At 50.0% G+C, this 22,857-nt stretch carries 14 protein-coding genes; 6 read left to right on the top strand and 8 right to left on the bottom strand.

Annotated elements, in window-relative coordinates; genetic code table 11:
* Positions 1-155: 155 nt before the first annotated feature.
* Positions 156-1,238, top strand: coding sequence for a fatty acid desaturase family protein (locus ACQ4MZ_RS00290; protein ID WP_430841804.1), 1,083 nt, complete (start codon positions 156-158; stop codon positions 1,236-1,238).
* 41 nt (positions 1,239-1,279) lie between these two features.
* Here ACQ4MZ_RS00290 and ACQ4MZ_RS00285 read toward each other — a convergent pair whose 3' ends face one another.
* Positions 1,280-4,393, bottom strand: coding sequence for an efflux RND transporter permease subunit (locus tag ACQ4MZ_RS00285; RefSeq protein WP_430841802.1), 3,114 nt, complete (start codon positions 4,391-4,393; stop codon positions 1,280-1,282).
* Positions 4,390-5,463 (bottom strand): efflux RND transporter periplasmic adaptor subunit, encoded by a 1,074-nt coding sequence (locus tag ACQ4MZ_RS00280; protein WP_430841800.1) that lies wholly within the window; start codon positions 5,461-5,463, stop codon positions 4,390-4,392. Before ACQ4MZ_RS00280 ends, ACQ4MZ_RS00285 begins: the two co-directional genes overlap by 4 nt.
* A 242-nt stretch (positions 5,464-5,705) precedes the next feature.
* Here ACQ4MZ_RS00280 and ACQ4MZ_RS00275 point away from each other — a divergent pair, with 242 nt between their 5' ends.
* Both ACQ4MZ_RS00275 and ACQ4MZ_RS00270 read left to right on the top strand, forming a co-directional pair.
* The gene (locus ACQ4MZ_RS00275) at positions 5,706-11,783 is read left to right on the top strand and encodes an alpha-2-macroglobulin family protein (protein WP_430841798.1); all 6,078 of its coding nucleotides are present in this window, start codon (positions 5,706-5,708) and stop codon (positions 11,781-11,783) included.
* A gap of 1 nt (position 11,784) precedes the next feature.
* Complete coding sequence (locus ACQ4MZ_RS00270; RefSeq protein WP_430841796.1) at positions 11,785-12,300, top strand: GNAT family N-acetyltransferase; 516 nt, start codon at positions 11,785-11,787, stop codon at positions 12,298-12,300.
* 25 nt (positions 12,301-12,325) lie between these two features.
* Here the strand turns inward: ACQ4MZ_RS00270 and ACQ4MZ_RS00265 are convergent, their stop codons facing one another.
* Positions 12,326-13,549: a DegT/DnrJ/EryC1/StrS family aminotransferase gene (locus tag ACQ4MZ_RS00265; RefSeq protein ID WP_430841794.1), complete on the bottom strand. Its 1,224-nt coding sequence runs from the start codon at positions 13,547-13,549 to the stop codon at positions 12,326-12,328.
* A gap of 154 nt (positions 13,550-13,703) precedes the next feature.
* Here ACQ4MZ_RS00265 and ACQ4MZ_RS00260 point away from each other — a divergent pair, with 154 nt between their 5' ends.
* From ACQ4MZ_RS00260 to ACQ4MZ_RS00250, 3 genes are all read left to right on the top strand, one after another.
* Complete coding sequence (locus tag ACQ4MZ_RS00260) at positions 13,704-14,990, top strand: hypothetical protein (RefSeq protein WP_430841792.1); 1,287 nt, start codon at positions 13,704-13,706, stop codon at positions 14,988-14,990.
* Positions 14,991-15,062: 72 nt separating this feature from the next.
* Complete coding sequence (locus ACQ4MZ_RS00255) at positions 15,063-15,353, top strand: nucleotidyltransferase family protein (protein ID WP_430841790.1); 291 nt, start codon at positions 15,063-15,065, stop codon at positions 15,351-15,353.
* Positions 15,354-15,365: 12 nt separating this feature from the next.
* Entirely contained in the window at positions 15,366-15,680 is a 315-nt protein-coding gene (locus ACQ4MZ_RS00250; RefSeq protein ID WP_430841788.1) for a HepT-like ribonuclease domain-containing protein, read from the top strand.
* 50 nt (positions 15,681-15,730) lie between these two features.
* Here the strand turns inward: ACQ4MZ_RS00250 and ACQ4MZ_RS00245 are convergent, their stop codons facing one another.
* The 5 genes from ACQ4MZ_RS00245 to ACQ4MZ_RS00225 all read right to left on the bottom strand — a co-directional run bounded on the left by ACQ4MZ_RS00245 (position 15,731) and on the right by ACQ4MZ_RS00225 (position 22,832).
* Positions 15,731-16,573, bottom strand: coding sequence for a glycerophosphodiester phosphodiesterase family protein (locus ACQ4MZ_RS00245; RefSeq protein WP_430841786.1), 843 nt, complete (start codon positions 16,571-16,573; stop codon positions 15,731-15,733).
* Positions 16,574-16,594: 21 nt separating this feature from the next.
* Positions 16,595-18,376: a fibronectin type III domain-containing protein gene (locus ACQ4MZ_RS00240; protein ID WP_430841784.1), complete on the bottom strand. Its 1,782-nt coding sequence runs from the start codon at positions 18,374-18,376 to the stop codon at positions 16,595-16,597.
* 47 nt (positions 18,377-18,423) lie between these two features.
* Entirely contained in the window at positions 18,424-19,773 is a 1,350-nt protein-coding gene (locus ACQ4MZ_RS00235; protein ID WP_430841782.1) for a PhoPQ-activated pathogenicity-related family protein, read from the bottom strand.
* Between the two features lie 29 nt (positions 19,774-19,802).
* Positions 19,803-21,095, bottom strand: a complete 1,293-nt coding sequence (locus ACQ4MZ_RS00230; RefSeq protein WP_430841780.1) for a hypothetical protein — start codon at positions 21,093-21,095, stop codon at positions 19,803-19,805.
* A 93-nt stretch (positions 21,096-21,188) separates the two neighbouring features.
* Positions 21,189-22,832: a SusD/RagB family nutrient-binding outer membrane lipoprotein gene (locus ACQ4MZ_RS00225; RefSeq protein WP_430841778.1), complete on the bottom strand. Its 1,644-nt coding sequence runs from the start codon at positions 22,830-22,832 to the stop codon at positions 21,189-21,191.
* Between the last annotated feature and the right edge of the window lie 25 nt (positions 22,833-22,857).

Below are 22,857 nucleotides of genomic sequence, written 5' to 3'. Positions count from 1 at the left end.
GGCCTCTTTTCGTCTTTACAGGGATATTTTTGCCGTAATGCATCCCCGTTTTTCCAAACATGAAATTTAAAGGCACATTTCCTAATAATTACCTCTGATAAGCCGTTCTCAACAGGCCGCCCCACTCATTTAACCCGCGCATTCCGCGCGTCTCAATGCAATCTCACAAAATCAAATTCACGAATCCGGAAAAAAGTACCTTTTTCCCCACCCTCAGACATCGTATCGATCAACATTTCTCTGCCAATGATCTTTGTAAATCGGGCGGAGCGGGTATTATCTACAAAGCCATATTCATGCTAAGCCTCTATCTGGTACCGTATGCATTCATTCTTTCCAATCAATTCAACCTGCTGGTCATGGCAGGTTTGGCGATGGTCATGGGTTTGGGCGTCGCCGGGGTCGGCATGTCGGTCATGCACGATGCTATCCACGGCTCCCTTTCAACCGCCAACCGGCTGAACAAGATTTTTGGTGCTTCTATTTACCTGCTAGGCGGGAACGCCTACAACTGGGAAGTACAGCACAACCGGCTGCATCACACTTATACCAATATCCATGAAGTAGACGAAGACATTACCGGCAAGTTTTTGCTGCGACTTTCATTTCAGGAGAAGCAGAAGTTCATCCACCGTTTTCAGCATATTTACGCATTTGTTCTGTACAGCCTCATGACGCTCTCATTTCTATGGAAAGACTTCAAGGAGATCGGCATCTTCAACCAAATGGCTAAATCGGGGATGACCAAGCCATTTCCAAGAAAAGAATTGATACGACTGGTGGCAACCAAATTGGCTTACATTGCCTTCATTTTCATCATTCCGCTCTGCTTTACCTCACTTTCATTCGGAGAATGGCTCGCAGGCTTTTTGATCATGCATGGCACGGCCGGTATGATATTAAGTACGATATTTCAAATGGCACACGTCGTAGAAGGTGCGGAACAACCTGAGCCGGATTCTTCGGGCTGTATCGAGAATGCCTGGGCTGTTCATCAGCTACAAACCACGTCTAATTTTGCCGGAAAAAACCGTATTCTTTCGTGGTTCATCGGCGGTCTCGATTACCAGATCGAACACCACCTTTTCCCTTCCATTTCGCACATTCATTACCACGCATTATCTCCGATTGTAAAAGCTACCGCATTGGAATTCGGATTGATTTACAATGCAAAACCCAATTTCCGCAACGCATTAAGCTCGCACGTGAGGATGTTAAAAAATATGGGAACGCGGTAGATCCGCGTTCCCATAGGATATAATTCTTCCAAATCCGCCCCTCAGAAATGCGCCGGCTCTTCCAGCTCGCTATCCCTTGCCACACGTTCGATCATTTTCATTTTCTCGAAGTTTTTAGGCCGTGAGAAGAATGTGTAAATGGCGGGGATGACGTAAAGCGTCAGTACGAGCGAGAATAGCAGCCCTCCCATAATCACAATCCCCATGGACATCCGGCTTCGACCGGCCGAACCGAGCGCCATCGCGATGGGTAATGCGCCGAGGACTGTCGCCAAACTGGTCATCAGAATGGGCCTGAAACGCATTGTAGCGGCTTCCAGCGCAGCTTCCTGGATGCTCCGCCCCTGCTCGCGGAGCTGGTTGGCGAATTCGACGATCAGGATACCGTTCTTCGTTACGAGACCAATGAGCATGATCATGCCGATCTGGCTGAAAATGTTAAGCGTTTGGTCGAAAAACCACAGCGAAAATACCGCCCCGCCGATTGCCAGAGGTACGGTGAACATAATGATAAAAGGATCCACGAAACTCTCGAACTGCGCTGCCAGAATGAAATAGATCAATATCAAAGCGAGGAAGAACGAAAACATCGTATTTGATGAACTTTCGGCATAGTCACGGGAAGAACCACTCAATGCGGTCTGGATCGTCTCGTCATTCAATTTATCACGGATACGGTCCATCGCTGCGATACCGTCGCCGATGGTTTTGCCCGGCGCAAGTGCCGCCTGTACCGTGGCACTCATGTATCGATTAAAATGGAAAAGCTGCGGCGGGCTGCTTTCCTCTTCCGCTTTCACAATGTTATCGAGCTGCACGAGCTGGCCTGTATTTGTCTTGACAAACATGCTCTTCAAATCCAGCGGCTCGTCACGATTGGCGCGGTCGTACTGACCGATTACCTGGTACTGGCGGCCATTCATGGTGAAATAGCCAAAGCGCTGCCCGGCAAATGCCAGCTGCATCGTCTGCGCTACGTCCTGCACGGAAACACCGAGCGATTTTGCTTTCTCACGATCGATCCTGATCTGGATTTCAGGCTTGCTGAATTTCAGGTTGACATCCGTAATCGCGAAAGTGGGGTCCTCCGACACCTCTTCCATGAACTTGGGAAGGTACTCCCGCAATTTTTCAAAATCCGGCGCCTGGATTACGTACTGAATCGGCAAACCGCCCCTCGAATCCACCGAAATCGTCTGTTGCTGCACGACAAACGACTTGGCATCGGGCATTTGTTTGAGTTTCTTATTAATATAGTCCGCGATCTCCTGCTGCGATTCCTTCCTCAATTTCTTATCAACCAGTGCAATACGGCCGCTACCGGTATTGGCAGCACCCAGACCCGAGTTTCCGGGCGACGTGATCAGCATCAGCCCTTTTTTGCCCGGCATCGAATCCATCAGCATATTGCCTACTTCCTGCACATAACGGTCCGTAAACTCGAACGAAGAACCTTCCGGCGCCGTCATGTTGATACGGAACCAGTTCCGATCATCCAGCGGGGCCAATTCGGATTGAAGGTCCTTTCCAAAAAACCAGATCATCCCCAGCGTGATCGCTACCAGTGGTACGGCCACCCAGCGCATTTTCAGGAACCTCGCCAATGCATTACCGTAGTCGTTGGTGATCTTTTCGAAAAACGGCTCGGTCTTTTCGTAAAACCAGCTTTTCTTGTGCGTTTTGCGAACAAGGTACGCATTCAGCATTGGCGTGAGCGTCAGTGAAACGAATGCTGAGATCAATACAGCAGCGGAAATAACGATACCGAACTCCCGGAACAGTTTTCCTACAAAACCCTCCATAAAAATCACCGGCAAAAACACGGACGCCAGTGTAATAGAGGTGGATAATACCGCAAATATGATTTCATTCGAGCCTTTAATGGCCGCCTCAATCGGGCTCATTCCTTGCTCTATCTTCTTGAAAATATTCTCCGTAACCACAATCCCGTCATCAACTACGAGCCCGGTCGCGAGTACGATCGCGAGCAGCGTGAGCACATTCACCGAAAAGCCCATAATGTACATAATGAAGAATGTACCAACGAGCGAAACAGGTATGTCAATGAGCGGACGGAAGGCAATAAGCCAGTCGCGGAAGAAGAGGTAAATGATAATTACCACAAGGACGATGGCTATCAGCAACGTTTCGCCAACTTCTTCAATCGAACGCTCCACGAAAATGGTGTTGTCGATCAGCGTATCGAGCTTGTAATCTTTCGGAAGCTCCTTTTTGATGGACTCCATCCGCTTGTTAACTTCCTTGGCGATATTGAGGTAGTTAGCACCCGGCATCGGCGAAATCGCCAGACCGATCATTGGCACATTATCCAGGCGCAGGATCGTTTCCTCATTCTCAGGCCCCAGCGTCGCCGAACCGATATCTTTCAGGTGGATTGTCTGCGTAGCCGAGTTTTTAATGATCATTTCATTAAAATCCTCTTCAGTACGAAAACGGCCGATCGTCTTCACGGTCAGCTCGGTATTATCACCGGCCAGCTTTCCACTCGGCAACTCCACATTTTCCTTATCGAGCGCGGTTTTCACATCCTGGGTGGTAATGCCCAGCGAAGCCATTTTGACCGGATCCATCCATATGCGCATCGCATATCTCTTCTGTCCGAAAATACGGATTTCACTCACGCCTTCAATCGTCTGCAGGCGTTGAGCGATTACGTTTTCGGCATAGTCACTCACCTCCAGGTGCGAGCGCGTATTGCTGGTGAAAGTCAGCACAATAATAGGCTCCGAGTTGGCATCGGCCTTGCTGACCACCGGCGGACCATCGATATCGAGCGGTAATGTCCGGGACGCGGAACCGACCTTGTCGCGCACGTCGTTCGCGGCGCGTTCCATGTCCACACCAATGTCGAATTCAACCGTGATCTGGCTCGTACCCTGGCTGCTGGTAGAGCTGATCGACTTGATGCCCTCGATGCTGTTCAACTGCTTTTCGAGCGGCTCGGTGATCTGCGATTCGATAATATCGGCATTCGCACCGGTGTAACTCGTGCGAATGGAAACCACCGGCGGGTCGATCGACGGAAATTCCCGCATCCCGAGGAACTTGTATCCCAGGAATCCGAACAAAATAATGAGCAGGTTCATCACAATCGCGAGAACCGGCCTTTTGATGGAAAGGGTTGATATGCTCATAGGTTGACCTTCACGGCGGTGTTAGGTTTGATCGCGATGATTCCCGAAGTAATCAGCGAATCACCGGGCTGCAAGCCGTCTATGATCTGGATTTTTTTGTCGGTGCGCAGGCCTGTCGTCACCATCGCCTCCTGGGCTTTGCCGTCTTTTACAACAAACACTTTTTTACCCTTCAAAACCGGCACAATGGCTTCCGTTGGGATCATCATGGCAGAGCGGTTGGCATCGAGGTCGGCCAACACCTTCACGAACATACCCGGTACGAACCGGCCTTCGGGATTGTTCGCGAGCGCACGAACACGCAACGTACGAAGGTTTTCGTCCACTTTCGGGTCGATGGCCAAAATTCTGGCAGTGTAAGTCGACGGGTCGCCGTCGAGGTTGAATTTGACCGGACTCCCCACCCGGATGCTCGGACTGTACTTTTCAGGAACCGTGAAATCGATTTTAACGGGATTGCTCTGGACAATCGTTACGATGGGCGTACCCGGCGCCAGGTATGCGCCTTCGCTAATGAATTTCAATCCGATACGACCGCTGAACGGTGCGCGAACCTCCGTTTTTTCCAGCTGTGCTTCTATTACTTCCTTTTCTGCTTCCAGGACCCGGATATTATTGGAGGTAACATCGTATTCTTCCAGATTAATCGCCTCTACGTTCAGCAACTTCTTCTGCCGTGCTTCTATCTTTTTACTCAGATCCTGGTTATAAGCAACCTTCTGTAATTGCGCCTGTAACTCACGGTCATTAATTTTCGCGATCAGCTGTCCTTTGGTGACGTATGAACCTTCCTTGATGTCGAGTTTCACCAACCTGCCCGATATCTCCGCCATCAGGTTGACCTCCTCGTTGGGCAGCACGGTACCGGAGGCAAAAATCTGGTTTTCAATGGATTCTCTACCCACAATAAAAACATTCACCGGCACGGCCCCGCCGGCGGACTTTGCATTCTTCCCCTCACCCCCTTTTTTCGCATCGGAGCCTTTGCCTTCACCGGGTTTCGAAAAAATAAACAATTTCCCCAAAACCAGTGCGACGATGATTCCCGCCACCAACATGATCGTACGCATAGAGTTTACCTAAAAATAAAATTCGTTCAAGAAGAGCAGTATTAAGTTATATTTCGCAGAAGCACTATTTAAAGATACTTCATATTGCAAAAAGAGGCAATGTAGATATTTTATACTTCTGCAAGGCAAGCCTTTCCCCGGTTGTTTGCTGAATGACGTTTTCCGGCTGCTCAATGCCGCTTTTGGCGCCGCGACGTTTTACTATCTTTATCCTATTCATCACAAACCCAATGATTCGCAAGATGAAAATAGCGTACACCTCCGGTTACTATCTGATCATCACCATTATTATATCATTAACTATGCACACTTACGGACAAGACCCGGTTAAGAATTACAATGCAGAATGGAAAAAGGCCGATGAGCTCATGGGTAAGGGGCTTGATAAGGATGCGCTCCAACAAGTGAAGAAAATATACGGCCTCGCGAAGCAGGAAAAGCAGGACGCACAAGTCATTAAAGCGGCTGTGTATATGACCCAATTGCAGACTGAAAACCGAGAAAACAATTCCATCGCGTCTGTTAAAGAACTGGAACGGGAAATGGCGGCAAGTACCGGTCCCACCCGCTCGATTCTAACAAGTCTCGTCGCATCGGAATATTACACATATTACCAGACTTTCCGCTGGCAATTGTACAACCGGACCACCACCGTGGCCTTCGATAAAAAAGACATTGCCACCTGGGGAACCGAGGATTTTCACCAAAAAATAGGCGCATTGTTTCTTGAATCCATACGGGAAGAAGCGATTTTAAAGAAAACAAGGCTGGACATTTACGACGCGATCATTACCAAAGGCAATATGCGCCAGCTACGCCCGACGTTGTTTGATCTACTCGCATTCCGGGCATTGGCGTACTTCTCTTCAGATGAACGAAACGTCAAAAAGCCGGCATATGCATTTGAAATCAATACGGCGTCCGCATTCGATCCGGCGGCGGATTTTATACACAGGAAATTTGAAACTAAGGACTCCGCTTCGCTGGAACATTACGCATTGCTGCTCTATCAGAAGCTGATTGCATTTCACATCGAAGACAAAGATCCGGGTGCGTTGATCGATGTGGATCTGGCGAGGTTGCAGTATGTCAGACAAAAATCGGTGCATCCCGATAAAGACGACCTCTATTTTATGGCCGTAGGACATATAGCAGATCAGTACCAAACGACACCGGCCGCTGCACAAGCCTGGTATCTCAAAGCGGCCTGGCTCAATGAAAAAGCGGATCAATACAAGCCGGGCAGGGATTCGGCCGGGCAATTCGAGCGGGTAAAGGCATTGGAAATCTGCCGGCAGGTAATGCGCGACAATCCCGATACGGAAGGCGGTGTGAATGCATTCAATCTTTCCAAAACGATTACCCGCCAAAACCTTGCATTGTCGGTAGAAATGGTCAACAGCATTGCCAAGCCATTCCGGGTGCTGGTCAAATACCGGAACTTCAACAAACTGTATTTCCGGGTGATCAAACTCAATGAGTTCTTGCGGAAAAAACTCGAAGATGATCAGCAGAACACAAAATGGGCGACATTAGCCACCGCAAAGTCTGAGAAGTCGTGGGAGCAGCCTCTTTTGGATAAACAAGATTACCAAGAGCATTCTGTGGAAGCGAAGGTCGACGGCCTGCCATCCGGCGAATACATTTTGCTAACCAGTACCGCGCCGGATTTCCGACAGACCAACGCATTAACCGGAGCAGCTATATTTTATGTTTCCGACATCAGTTTCATTCAAAAAGGGGATGATTTCTTTCTTTTGAACCGCGAAACCGGAGAGCCATTGCCCGGCGCCAAAGTGCAGCTCTGGCAGAAGCGTTATGACTACAATACAAGGAGTTATACCAAAAACAAAGGCACCCTTCTTACCGCCGACAAGGACGCTCACTTCAAACGGCACATCCGGCAAGTGAACTACGGGGAGCAGCACATGCTGGATATCACCTATGGAAACGATCGTTTGTTCGTGCAGGAAAATACGAACCGGTATTATTACAATGAAGATGTCGAACCGGCAAGCGACGAAGATAAAGAGCGTATTTACCTGTTCACCGACCGGAGCCTGTACCGCCCGGGCCAAACGGTGTATTACAAAGGCATTGTCGCAGAGGGCGACGATGTACTCCGCAGCCAGCAGGAGGAATTTACGGCAGTACTCTACAATGCAAATGCTGAACACGTTGCCGAAGCGAAACATCACGTGAACGCCTTTGGAAGTTTCTCGGGTTCGTTTGTCATCCCCGGCAATGGGTTGACAGGAAACTTCTACATTCAGGTAAGGGACAATTTTCGCGTTGATTTTCATGTGGAAGAATACAAACGTCCCCGTTTTGCAGTCGAATTCGATACGCTGAAAGCCACCTATAAGGTAAATGACACCATTAAAGTGAGCGGCAAGGCGATCGCTTATGCCGGAAACCCCATCGACGCAGCGGTAGTGAAATATCGGATCGTGCGCGCGCCGCGCTTCCCTTATGCGTGGGCGCGGAAACGCTGGTGGGTATCCGAAGAGCCGATGGAGATCGCGCATGGTGAAGCAGTTACCGACGCGTCGGGGCAGTTCCAAATAGATTTCGAGGCCATTCCGGACCGTAAAGTCGATCCAAAAACAGATCCGCTATTTGAATACACCATTCACGCGGACGTGACGGACAGCAATGGTGAAACACGGAGTGCAGAAACAGTGGTGCCAGTCGGCTATAAATCATACGTACTGAAAGCCGAAATCCCCTCCGTAATGGAAACCGGCCAATTCAAAACGTTGGCCATTCGCACTGAAAACCTTGCAGGCGCATTTGCCCCCGCCGAAGTTACTATCCGGATCTCGCGAATCACGCCTGAAAACCGGCTCATCCGGAACCGCTATTGGGAGCGGCCTGACCTTTTTGTAATGTCCAAGAGTGAATTCATTGCCAGCTTCCCGCACGACGAATACGATCGCGAAACGGAAATGGAGAATTGGGAAAAAGCAGGCTCGCCAGTGGCAAAAACTGTACAATTACAGTCCGGCAGCCCAGTGCCGGTTTCCGAGTTTAATCTTCTGGCAGGTTTCTATCAAATAGAAATCAGTAGCACGAATGCTGCTGGTGAAAAACTAACCGAGGTGAAATACACCGAACTCAAAGATTTCGGAGCGAAGAAACCTGCATACCCTCAGTACGTGGCTGCAACGGCGGCCACCGTCGCCGAGCCGGGCGAAAAAGCGTCTTATGCATTCGGCACTTCTGCTGACAAAGCATTCGTAATCAGCACCAACAGCCGCAAATCGGGCCCCGCTGGTTTTTCATTCCTTACATTCAATCAAGAGCTTAAGACATTCGACTACACGCCAAGGGAAGAAGATCGCGGCGGCTATCAAATAGATTACGCATTTATAAAACACAACCGCATTCATACCCATACAGAAAGCATCGTGGTTCCCTGGACAAACAAGGATCTGAAAATGGAATATGTGACATTCCGCGACAAGACGCTGCCTGGCAGCAAGGAAACGTGGAAAGTTAAAATCAGTGGTTATAAAAAAGAACAAGTTGCCGCCGAAATGCTCGCAAGCATGTACGACGCCTCGCTCGACCAGTTTTACCCCCATCAATGGCGGAAGCCGTACATCTGGCCCGTACACATGGGCCTCGGCAGCTGGACCGGCAGCGGAAATTTCGACGATACGAATGCCGAGGTTATTTATGGCCATACTGAGAACTATAAGTACTTCGAAAAACGGTATGACGAACTGATTTTTAATCCTTACAAAAGAAGACTTTCAAGGAACCGAATGGCTGTAAGAGGTGCAGTTGAATTCAAAAAATCCGAAGCGACGGGCGGTGCCGCAATGCCGCAGGCCGCTCCAATAATCGCAGAAGAAATGGCCGATTCGAGTGTAATGCTCGGCGAACCTGATGCAAATGAAGTGGGGAAAGTCGGGTATGGCTTCAACAAGGGCGGGCAGCAAGCGGCCTCGGAGAAACAGTATTCCCCCGCCATCCGCACCAACTTCAACGAGACCGCATTCTTCCTGCCTGACCTAAAAACCGACAGCGAGGGCAACATTTCCTTCTCGTTCACCATGCCAGAAGCGCTCACGCGGTGGAAGTTCCAGGCGCTCGCGCATACGCAGGAACTGGCATTGGGTTACAGCAGCAAGGAGATCATCACGCAGAAAGACCTGATGGTACAGCCGAATGCACCGCGGTTCTTCCGCGAAGGTGACCGGTTCAGCTTCCCGGTGAAAGTGGTGAACCTGAGCAGCGCAATCGCAAATGGAGAAGTTTCGCTTTTGTTGTTTGACTCTGAAACGAATGAGTCGCTGGATCAGCTGTTCCACAACAACAGGTCATCGAGCCCGTTTTCAGTTGCCGCAGGGCAAAGCAGCACCACATTTTTTACACTCGAAATACCGAAAGGTTTTACCAAAATGGTCACCTGGCGGGCAGTGGCGAAAGCCGGGAACCTGTCGGATGGGGAAGAAAACACGTTGCCCGTCCTGCCAAACCGAATGCTGGTGACGGAGAGCATACCGCTATCGATGAAAGGCAGCGGCGCAAAACACTTTACGTTTGAAAAACTGCTTGCATCATCCAAATCCAAAACGCTTGCGCACCAATCTGTCACTGTCGAATACAGCAGCAACCCGGCCTGGTACGCGGTGCAGTCCCTGCCTTATTTGATGGAATATCCCTACGAATGCGCCGAGCAAACGTGGAACCGCTATTATGCCAACTCGTTGGCTTCACATATTGTAAATGCTTCACCTCGGATTGCAGAGGTATTCAAATCCTGGAAGGGTACTGATGCGCTGCAAAGTAATCTGACTAAAAACCAGGAACTGAAATCGTTATTGATCCAGGAAACTCCTTGGGTATTGGTTTCTAAAAACGAGGAAGAACAAAGACGAAATATCGCATTGTTGTTCGACCTGGCTAAAATGGAGAACGAGCTGAATGCGGCCGTCCGTAAATTACAGGAAATGCAAAGCCCTAACGGCGGTTTTGTGTGGTTCAAAGGTGGGCCCGACGATCGCTATATGACGCAGTATATTGTTACCGGCATCGGCCATTTGCAGAGAATCAATGCATTGCCTGCTTCGCAATCGGAAAACATTCAAGCAATCCTCGAAAAGGCCCTACCTTACCTAGACAAGCGCATTGAGGAGGATTATCACAGACTCGTCAAGTCCAAATCGAACCTGAAACAATATACGCCCGGCCCGGTTGAAATACAATACCTCTACGCGCGGAGCTTTTTCGCAAAACCCATTCCGGCCACGACACAAAAGGCGTACCAATACTATCGCGAACGGGCAAGGCTTACCTGGGTTTCGCAACCCAAGCTGCTGCAAGGCATGATCGCATTGCTATGCCATCGGACGAACGACAATAAAACGGCCGGCCAGATCCTGGAATCGTTGCGGCAAACGGCTGTTAGAAATGACGAACTAGGCATGTATTGGAAGACCAATCAGCGCGGCTGGTGGTGGCATGAGGCGCCTATCGAGCGCCAGGCATTGCTTGTTGAAGCATTTCAGGAAATCAGTAATGACCAACAGACCGTTGGGGAACTGAAAACCTGGCTCCTCAAAAACAAGCAGACAAGCAGCTGGGAAAGTACCAAAGCCACAGCAGAGGCTTGTTATGCATTGCTTTTGAATGGAAGCGATTGGCTCGCTGAATCCCCGCAGGCTACGGTCCGTGTTGGGAATATCGAGGTTAGCTCTAAAGACCAAAAGACAGAGCTTGGTACCGGTTATATGAAACAAACGATCGACACCGGTATCACCCCACAGATGGGCAATATCGACGTGGTGGTCAATGGCAGTTCCGGATCCTCTCTACCCAGTTGGGGCGCCGTTTACTGGCAATATTTCGAAGATCTCGACAAGATCACATTTGCAGAGACGCCGCTAAAACTCTCCAAACAGCTATTTGTAGAAGCCAATACCGACTCTGGCCCCGTCCTCACGCCTGTACGCGAAGGCGACGCGGTGAAGGTGGGTGATAAGATTAAAGTCCGTATTGAATTGCGTGTCGACAGGGATATGGAATATGTGCATATGAAGGATATGCGGGCTTCGGGGCTGGAGCCGGTGAATGTGCTGAGCGGCTACCGCTGGCAGGGTAGCCTCGGGTACTACGAAAGCACGCGCGACGCCAGCACGAATTTCTTCTTCAATGCTTTGCGAAAAGGAACTTATGTGTTCGAATATCCGCTTTTTATTACACACGAGGGCGATTTCAGCAACGGTATCACGACGATCCAATGCATGTACGCGCCGGAGTTCACAGCCCACAGCGAGGGCGTCAGATTAAAAGTATTACCCAACAAGTAACATGCCGATACAACTTATTCAAGCGACCATCAACGATCTGGAAACCGTCAGACAAATTGGAATAGACACTTTTTATGAATCGTTCGCATCGGTCAACACCGAGGAAAACATGGCACATTACCTGAAAACAGGATTCAGTGTCGAAAAGGTCGCCTCCGAGCTGGGCAATGCGGATTCGGAATTCCATCTGGCCTACGATGACGACCAGCTGATCGGCTACCTCAAAGTAAACCACGGCCCCGCCCAAAGTGAACTGAAAGATGATACCGCGTTGGAAATCGAACGGATATATGTGCTTCGGGCATGGCAGGGGTTGAAAGTCGGGCAGTTATTGTATAACAAAGCCATCGACATCGCCCGCGAGCGTGGTTACGCGTATGTGTGGCTGGGCGTGTGGGAAGAGAATGAAAATGCGATCGGCTTTTACAAACGGAATGGCTTCACGGCGTTCGATAAACACCTTTTCACGCTCGGGGACGATATTCAGACCGACATTATGATGCGGAAGGAGCTATAAGCACATGGCACAGAAGGCATTCGAGTTATTTGACTGCCTCCTGAATTTTCAGAATTGCGCTCGCAAACGCTTCCATATCCTCCTTCTCTCCCAACATCGCATGTTGGAGAATCCATACCGCGTCGGTATCACAAGCCTGCTCTGCGACGGGGCAAAAGGTATGGCTGTAATCCGCGCTGTCCGGAATGGCGTAGCATAGGAAGGTTTTGTTCTGAAAAAGAGACTGCTTGTACAGCGGATGCGGGTAACCCTTGAAACTAGGCACACCTTCGGCCGCCAGCATCGCCGCAAATTCGCTTTTAGGCAGCCCTCCGAATTTCGTCGCATCGTATTTGAATATGTAAATATGATAGCCGTGCAGGCTGATGGTATCGTTGCGTTTCAGAGGCGAAATCCCTTCAATTTTTTCCAACAAGTCATTCAAATATAAACCATTGGCATTCCTTCGCCGGGTCTGTTCTTCCAGACGTTTGAGTTGTTCTGTCAGCAGCACAGCCTGCATTTGGGTAATGCGGTAATTGCAGCCCGGATTGTAATGCTCGTACCACTGCCCGCCCTCGATCCGGCCTACGTTGCGCAGCGAATGCATCATTGCATACAATTCATCGTCGTCGGTGATGACAATGCCCCCCTCGCCCGAAGTCAGATTCTTGGACGACTGGAAACTGAAACTCCCCACGTGTCCGATCGAGCCCAGTTTTTTTCCTTTGTACTCAGCCCCATGCCCATGCGCGGCGTCTTCGATCACTTTGAGATTATGCCGTTGCGCTATGTCCATGATTGCATCCATATCGCAAGCTAACCCGCCGAAATGCACGGGAATGATCGCTTTCGTGCGCGGCGTTATCGCTGCCTCGATGGCTGCCGGGCTGATGTTGTAGGTTTCGGGATCGATATCCACAAAAACAGGCACACAGTTGCATTCGATTACCGAGGAGGCGGTGGTGATGAACGTGTAAGGCGGCACGATCACTTCGTCGCCAGGCCTCACGCCGCACGCCATCAGCGCCAGCCGGAGCGATACCGAACCATTGACGCACGTAATCGCATATTTGCTTCCGCAATAATCCGCGAATGCCCGTTCAAAGCGCTCCACCTCGTCCCCGCAGTCGGGGTTACCCCATTTGCCTCCCGCGACAATTGCCGCGACTGCATTCACCTCATTTTCATTATAAATGGGCCAGGGAAATGTCTTGTCGATCGTTTTGGGGCCGCCGTTGATCGCGAGCTGATCTCTTTTGCTGCTCATGGGTCTTATGTTCCGGAAATGTCCTGTCCGTTTTTAGGGAGAATACTATTCCAAAAGCGAATCGGGCTATTTCCTCCTCAAATGGGGTATCATTATAGTCTTTTTAGGCGGCAATCCAGTATTTATCCCACAAACCCTTAGTCGCATTCCGTTCATGAATAACAGACAATTACTTTATGCCCTGCTCGTTGCAGGCATCTCATTAGGCACCGCCTGGGCCATACGCGGCCAGTTTGGACACGAGCAAGGCGCCGCATGGGCCGGCGGCATTGGCGGATTAAGCATCGTTCTCATCGCCAAGCGTAAAGACTGGTACGCTAAGGCATTTCAGCTCGCATTGGCTTCGGCCGCCGGCTGGGGCATCGGGGGCATTATCAGCTACGGAATCGTCGTCGGCTATGCACGTGGGCTCGAATTCGGGAATGTTTATTATGGGTTTCTGATGCTAGGTATTATCGGCGGGCTATTCGGGCTGATAGGCGGCGGGTTATTCGGGCTTACACTCGCTTCCTCGCGTGAAAAGCCGGTACAATGGCCGCAATTGATCATCGAAATGACCGTAGGCGCCATCCTGTTTTACTACCTGCTGATCGAACAGCTCGGCTGGCTCATGACCCCTCCGCGGTCGGAAGCCTGGGCTGCCTGTTTCGGTATGACCATCGCGCTGTTCTGGTATATGATCCGTCACAAGCAGCATTCTGCCGTGAGGCTGGCCGTTTTCGCCGGGCTCGGTGGCGGTTTCGGGTTCGCGTTCGGTAACTTCCTGCAAGTGATGGGTAACGTTTCCGGCATTCATTTCAATTTCTGGAATGTGATGGAATATTCGATCGGCTTTTTCGGCGGCGCAGGAATGGCCTACGGCACATTTACTTCGGAGTGGGAAACCACCGAAACGCAGGCATCCCGCTCGCGGCTGCTCGCACCTATTGTCATCCTGACGCTCATCATTCCGTTCATTGTATGGGATCAATCATTTAAAACACAAAGGCTGGTTGAAACAATCCAGAGTTTTAATCCGCTTGCCGATGCTACCGGTATTACCACTTACGTGCAGTGGGTGGCGTTGCTGCTGGTGCTTGCTTTTGCAGGTTATACCCTATCTAAATATTACGTTCGGGTAAAAACACCGTTTTGGGAGCTCCAATACGAGGATATCCAACGGTTCTTCTTCCTTAACCTCGGTCTATATACGATTTACAGCATCCTCATTACCTGCGCGTTCATGAGCCTGTACCGCATCGAACAATACCTTTACATTCTGAACATGGCCGTTCTGAGCCTTCTCGTCAAAAAAACACAAGCATCGTTCACAGATCGCGGGCTGAATATCAGCCGCTGGGCCGTCAACTTGATATTCATCGTCGCCATTTTCGCCATCCTTACCGTCGTCGCTATCACCACACACGGCGAGTTGAATGGGGCTAACAGGCGGTTTGAATAGCTCCAAAACTCCCTGCCCGGCAGTTGGCTTCATTTTTGTAAAAAAGAGTTAGATTAGTAGGCAAAAAACAAAATGGACGCGCTGCCAGACATCATACAGATATTGAAAGAGCTAAAACCGGAACTTGCGATCAAATACCACGTAAGCTCCATAGGTTTGTTTGGATCGGTTGTGCGCGATGACTTCAGCACAAACAGCGATGTAGACATTATTGTCGATTTCAGTGAGCCTGTTGGTATCGAATTTATTGATTTGGCAAACTTGATTGAAGATAGGATTGGGAAACCCGTAGATTTGGTCTCCAAGAACGGGATAAAACCACGATACTACTCGGAAATCGCCCCTGAAATCGTCTATGTCTAACCGTAAACGTCGTTGCTTATCCAGGACATCCTTGATAGCGGGAACAAAATTCTTTTGTACACGCAGGATCAGTCCTACAATGAATTTATAAATGACGATAAAACGGTTGACGCCGTAATCAGAAACTTCGAGATTATTGGCGAAGCTGCAAGTCGGTTACCTGAGGAATTTAGAGATCACCATTCTACCATCGACTGGCACAAAATTCGAGGGTTCAGAAACCGGATTGTACACGACTATTTTGGAATTGATTACGCAATTGTCTGGGAAATTAAAACTCATTATTTGCCCCAGCTTTTAATGAACTTAAATAGTCTTGATTTGTAGATATCTAATCAAAAAGCCATTTCGCTAACTCCGAAATGGCTTTTTGATTTCTATCTGTGCATTCCTAACTCCCGCAACTCGCGGATCACCTTTTCCGGCTCGTCCGTCTGAATAATGTTAGCACCTTCCTTCGTCAGATTTTTCAGCGCTTCCCTTGCATTACCTTTTCTGATTTCCGCATCCGGCTTGCCTAATGCATTGATCCAAACCCTCGCGCCTTTCTTCCTGATCAGACTGGTAACCTCAGCAGTATAGAAATCCTCATCGATGTGGATCACTTCCGGCTTGAAGCGCGTTAATGCCGAATCTGCCATCGCCAGCGAATGAGCCCGCGGCATAAGCATGAACTTTTTCGAAGCAGCGTCTACTTTGGCGAGGATTTCATAATCGCTGTCGAAGAAGAATACAAAATCCTCTCCGCCTACTTTTTTCACCACCTCAATCACCTTTTCGATTTGGTCGGTTTTAAGGTCCAGATCGACCAAAATGCGGCCTTTTGCAATTTGCAGGGCTTCTTCCAATGTCGGGATCGTCTCTTCCGTGACTTTGCCATTGGAAACAAGGCGTAGCTTCCGGAGCGCTTCGAATGTTTGCGTTTCCAGATCGCCCTTACCGGTGGTGGTACGATCCACTTTGCCGTCGTGCATGAGCATTGGAATACCGTCCTTACTCACTTTCACATCAATTTCTATAATATCAACACCCAGTCTGATCGCCTCTCTGATCGCGGGCAGCGAATTTTCCGGCAGTTCATGATGCACGGCCCGGTGCGATGCTACCAGCACATTTTTAGAGGTTGGACTCAAAAACTCTTTCCTGATGGGACCGACTTGCGCTTGGGTTTTAAAAACAACAGACAATAATAGAATAGCGGGTAGTAAAATGCGGGTCATTATAATTGAAATTGTTGGATACTATTTTGTAATCGTCAGCTCGTCTTTTAACTCGCCCTCGGGATTGTAACATTTATAATGCAGCGTGTTGCCCTTGATCGACACATGCTGGTAAAGCGGGCCGTCTTTGTATCTCACCACAGCATAATCCTCTTTCGGCCAGCGCTTCTGCTTTCCGGGAATGCTGATAGACATCAGGTAAATGGTACCCTTCGCCGGGCTGTCCACTTCCTGGTCATTGAACATCGGTTTCGTACGCAGGTAGTAATGCATGTGCCCACTCATGACCATATCCACATGGTATTTATCGAAAAGCGTGCACCACTCTCGCTTGATCTCGTCATAAGGCTCTTCAAAGTTGTAAGGTGGAAAATGGAACATCGCAAATTTCCATTTGGCTTTCGAATTCCTGAGCTGATTTTCAACCCAGGCGGTCTGCTGCGGCACCGAAAGCGTGGCGTCGATCATCAGAAACAATGCGTCCTGATAATGGAATGCGTAGGTCATTTCGGAGGGCTGGCCAGCAGGGCCATTTTCCGGCAGACTGAACATTTCCTTATACATCCATGCACCAAGACCATCCTGACTATCGTGATTACCAGGCACCGGCATCAATGGCCGCGTGCTGAACGTGGAACCTGCGTGTGCCCATAGCTGATCCCAATCATCGCGGTGCAAACCGGTGGTTACCAGGTCACCGGCTATGGAAAAGAATGCGGTTTCAGGATGCCGCTTGATCGACTTTTGAGCCATATCACCCCAAATAGGCGAATAATGCGTGTCACCGAACCAGATGAACGAGAAGTCTTTCACACGGTCAGAGGCGGTCTGGAAAGACGACGTCGCCGACCATCGCGCTTGCCCGGTACCAATAATCGAATAATGGTACAACGAGCCGGGACTCAGCCCTTTCAGCTGTGCGGTAAACCGGTTTACGAACCGGTCGTTCTGCAAAAGCCTGTCTTCCATGTTAAATGCAGAAGCATCCGTAAAAAGTGTGTCGGATGTTCCCGGCTTCCAGTACTTCACTTTACTTCTCAGCACCTTCGGACTGGTACGCCACTGGATGTTCGCGGTGGTGGCCGGATCGCCGCTCCATGTCATTACTACCTGATCGGGTTTTTCCGACGAAGGTGTGGAGGTTCTCCGGAATGCATTCACTAAGTGCGCTTCACGTGCGCGCCCCCGTACGGTTGTGAAGAGCGTCTGGCCTTTCAGTTCTTCCGGGACTTCGGTTAATACGAGGCTGTCCCAATCATGATAAGTAAATGCTCCTTTCTCTATCGTACTTAATGCATATTGAGCAGGCACCACATTCGAAACCGAGAGCTTTTCGGCCTTATTCAGTGGCGCCACGCTGATGAAATACACCGGCCTGTCTTTATCAAAACCATTGATACCAAGCCCTACGTGTCCTTTTTCGAAATCCTTTTGCCAGACTTCATAGGTATATTCTTCGTTCTTAACGAACATCTGTGTTTTCTTAAAACCGCTCTTTTGAAGCCAGAAAGGCGGCACGGCCTGGCCGGTATGCCGCATCAGCGACACCCTCACAGGAACATTCACTTCGAAAGTCCAGAAACGCGTTGCCAGTGTTTCCTTGTCGCGGTCGCTGAGTACGCTCAGGATATAGTTATCCGAAATCGTGTCCAGCTGCGTCGGTGTGAGGGTTTCATAAAACCGCGTCACGGCGCGGTCAATTACCTCTTTCACCGTTCTCTCGGGCTGTTCTCCGTCTGGCGCGAAAGACATCCAGACCAGGCATAGCAATGCCCACCGGCGCAATCTTTTGTTTTTGATCATGGCTATTCCAAGTTTCCCGTCAGTATAGATACATCTATTTCAGGGATTTACAGAACCGACTTATTATTCGTTAAAAACACCCTGGTACTCTCCGTGTACACACTACCCTGGGGCGTTTTGTATTTCAAATCCACATAAAATGCCCGGAAGCCGCTGGCCGGTAACTCAGCGGTTACCTTCACATTGGATTTCTGGCTAATTTTCAAACTCCGGGCTGTCCAGGTATCATTCCGCAAATCCTGGTCCGGCGAATTGGCCGACCACAGGATCACGTCCACCAAGGCATCCGGCGTGGTCTTAATATCCAGATTTACCTTCCGGTTGGCTACCGACTGGCTCCATTTGCATTCGGTATAAGGCCGTTTGTTAATCGTTGCGCCGAAGAATGCGCTCAGTGCTTCCATCGCCTGCTTGCCGTCGCCGAGGTCGTGGCCTGCATTGGGCACGTAATGCAGCATGTTTTTCCCCGGAATCTTGTCGAGGTAATTTTTGATATTGTCTACCACCCAATATTCATCGTTCGTTCCCATAAAGATCATCTTCGGCATCGTCAGTTTGGCACGGTATGAGTAGGGGTCGATCATGGCCGTAATGGCCTGGCCGTCGGGCGAGCCAGTCGATTGCGGAATACCCAGTTTTACGTAATCCTCGATCTGGACACTGTAATCGCCCCATGATTTGATCTGATAGTCCAGACTTACCGGCATATTCAGCACATCGATCACCATCGGTGCGATCGCCTCCACGCGCTGGTCGCTCGCGCCTGTGAGCCAGGTTGTCCATCCCCGCTTTGAAGCGCCTGTTACTACGAAGCTATTCACGGTGTGCTTCAATTCCTTTTGAGAAAACTGCTGCACCGCATCCATCGCCTTCACCGCACTTTTGACCATCGGAAAGAGCAGCGGCCAGGTATAGTCCTTATCTTTTTTAAAGTTGTGCAGCGTGTAGGAAATCAATGCGTCCTCGGTCAAATCGCCGAAGAACGGCTGGTTGGGCGTCTGTTTCAGCAATGCCACGATGGCCTGGTTGGTTGTAGCCAACGCTCCTAGCGATCCGTACATTTTTTCATCCTTTTTGCTGTTCCAATTGGGCTGTTCGTTGGTATTGGAACCGCCCGTGATAAAGAGCAGCGCGTCGTCGTGCCGGTTTTCTCTCGGTACGATCAACGTCAGCTGATGCGTCCAGGTGAACTCCCGCCATTTCTGAGAGGTGAGCAGGATCTGGTAAAATGTCAGGTCGTCGCGTTTGAATGTCTCTTTCAACTCCCATTTAAAGGTCTTGTCGCCATTGTTGAGGTAACTCTCCAGGGCGTTTTCCGGCGTCACTTTCTGCGCGTTCGCAAAAACGATCGCTACGAGGGTCAGCAACACGGACTTAACGGCTATTTTCAAAAACATGATCACTCGTATTAGGGTTAAAGATCGATTTACTTGCCCGCCGCGGCGGCGGTCTGCACAGACGCAGCGGGGCTGTCTTTTATTAATTTCAATGCCTGTTCCATATAAATTTCACCGGTCATTTCGCCCAGGCTTGTCCGGCTCACGTACTCATACCGTTTAAAACTGTTGAAATCGACTTTGGTGAGCATATAGCCAAAGGCATCGTTTGTCAGTCCAAAGAGAAACGGCTGTTTGGTATTCATATGCCTTTTAACATAGTAGCCGATATTGGGCAATGCCTCTCCCGGGACCGTCAGCACCTGGGCGGTGCCGATATTGAGCAGGTTAAGCTGCGTCGCAATGCGGTTATCGCCGGCCATTTCATTTTTAATGGGTGATTTTTGAAGGATAAAACGCATAATCTCCGAATCCACCGGAAACTCAATCCTTCGGGAAACGCAATAAATGTCAGGGTTTTCCTGCACTGCCGCGTCCTTCACGATCCGCATCGCCTCGTCGGCCAGCAGTTCGCCAATCCTTTTGCATTCATTCCAATCATTGGCTTCCTTCCCGTTTTCGAGGCGGTTGTCGGCGGTTACCATGCCGCCCTGCGCACCGTTCATAAAAATGGCGGTCCCTCCACCTTGCGATTCAATGCGATCGTATAACGGCCCGCAAAGGTCCGGGCTCAGAATTCCCCTTCCCGACCCGATCACTTCGGGATGAATGGCGTAATTCACGAGCGTGGCAATGGGTTTCCCTTTGTTCGCCCCCGCACTGGCAACCGCCTGGATCACGCCGCAACGGGGATCGTAAAGCTGGTCTGCATAATAGTTGTACGCGATCTTGCCTTTCGCATCGGCTACTGCTATTTTCAATGAGGCATCTTCCAGTTTCTCAACGGCCTCGTTTACGGCGTCGGCAATTTGCTGAACACAACGGTCGAGGTAGGCCATATCGGCAAACGACTCCCCTTTCTCATTGGGAAAGCCATAAGCATCAGGCCCGCTATGCGTATGCGTGGCGCCTATGAGCACGTTGTCGGGCGCGATGCCCTTGATCAGTTTCCGCGATTTGTTGCCCAATGCAGCCGGCCAGCCCAGGTTATCCACATTCACAACAGCAATCCTTACCGCCCCTTTCTCCATGACAAATGCCCTCGCATATAACTCCCCGTTCTTTTGCGTGGCTTTTTTAGGAGTACCAATCCCCCCGGAGACCGGCAAAAGCGGATCGGGCGTGATCACCCGCACAGCTGCCGCAGCCCTGAAATGCTGTCCGAATGCGACCTTGCTCAGGCACAGACATAAAAAGCAAATGAGAATGTTCCTCGCTTTCATTTTTGGGAGTGGTTTACCTGTTAAAACTAAACCGGAACTGAGGGATAGCCCCGACAGCCCCGGTTTTAAATACTCACCTTAAAACAAATATGACTACCACGGCTTGCCGGTTCCTTGCAAAAGCCATTGTTTAGACCATGCGCTGTTGCCGTTGTCGGCCTGCGAATAGTTGGTCACTTCCAGCTTGCTTACGGCAGCTTCCGCATTCGTTTTGTTGATACGCAGTTCATCCTGCATGTAATAGAAGCGTACCGGCAACACTTCGCGCTTAGCCGCAGGGCCGGCTTTCAAAGCAGGCAGGCCGGTCCGACGGAAATCGAACCACGCTTCGGTGGCAGCCGTCCAGCTGGCGATCCATTTCTGTTCGAGCACTTGTTTCAATGTATTGTCGAAAGCCACACCCGGTGTCGCAATGTAAGCGGCATACTTATCGCCTACTGTCCAGGTTGTCATCGAAGCCTTTATTCCGGCTTCGTAACGGTCTTTCGCTACACCGGCGGCCCAGCCTTTCAATGCGGCTTCGGCGAGAATGAAGTTCACTTCCGCAGCCGATATCAGCCGTGCGCGGAGCAACGGGCCTTTTGCTGCTTTGTAAATGTTATTCAGAAACGATACGTGCGGATTGAAGGATGTCTGGCCCGGCGTCGGGTTCAGGTTATAAGCTGACGGCAATGCTGAGAAACTCGGCGGCAAGCCAACGTATTCCGGATCCGTATCAACCAGTGTATTCTTCACTTTGTCCGGCGAAAGAATCCGCTTGCCATCCACGATTTTATCGGTTCCGGCTGGCTGTGTCGGATCTACTACCAATGGAATTTCAACCTTGTTGGCCCAGATTCCCAGGCGCGGGTCTTTCAATGTCTGCAATCTTTCTACCAGTGTGGCGCACATTTTAATGCGGCGGTAGTTGCTTCCGCTGGCGTCGGTAACGGTGTTTGCAGGCCACGAATCCGCTTCACTGTTTCCCGGGAAGCCCATGGTAGCATCATCAGCATTAGAAGTGATGATAGGATAATTTGCTGCATTGGCTACGATTTTCTCGATACCTGCCTTGGCAATATCAGGCTGCTTGGCCGAAATCCGCATGTAGTAGCGAAGCAAAAGCGAATTGGCCATCTTACGCCATTTGGCAGGATCTCCGCCATAGTAAACGTCCACATTGTCGACAATACCCTCATACTCGGCTTTTGATTTGGAAAGCAATCCGTTGGCCTTTTCCAGGTCGGCGATAATTCCCGCGTAAATCTTATCCTGGCTATCGAACGACGGTAGAATGTCGGCTGTCGAACCTGCTTCGCCTTTCAGCGCACTTGTGTAAGGTGCGTCGCCCCAGAGATCGGTAATCAGGCCGAACATGAACGATTTCATCACCAATGTAACCCCCTGATGAAACTCGTAATTCGCTGCCACTGACCGTTGATACACGAGATCATTGTTGCGCAGTACATCGTAATAGGCATTCCAGCTCTGGTCCCCGCCCCAGTCGTAGTCGTTATGCCCGCTCGACCATGCGTCTTTCTGCGTATGCTGCACTACGCCCGCGATGTCCTGGTACCCCAGGTTGACGTACAACTTCGCAGCCTCCGTCAAAACGGTCGGCAACACCAGGTTAGGATTTACCGTTTCCGGGGCTACCCCATTCGGGTTTTCATTGAGCTCCGTCAGGTCTTTACAGGAAAAGACCATGCATGCCAGCAGCAGCGGTATGATGACGAATTTGTTATGAAGCTTTTTCATGAGTTTATTTATATTAAATAGACTA

Origin of the sequence: Dyadobacter sp. BHUBP1, assembly GCF_050587785.1 — a bacterium.
Lineage (GTDB): Bacteria > Bacteroidota > Bacteroidia > Cytophagales > Spirosomataceae > Dyadobacter.
The sequence above is the reverse complement of the archived record's forward strand: the minus strand, read 5'-3'. Positions and strand labels throughout refer to the sequence as shown.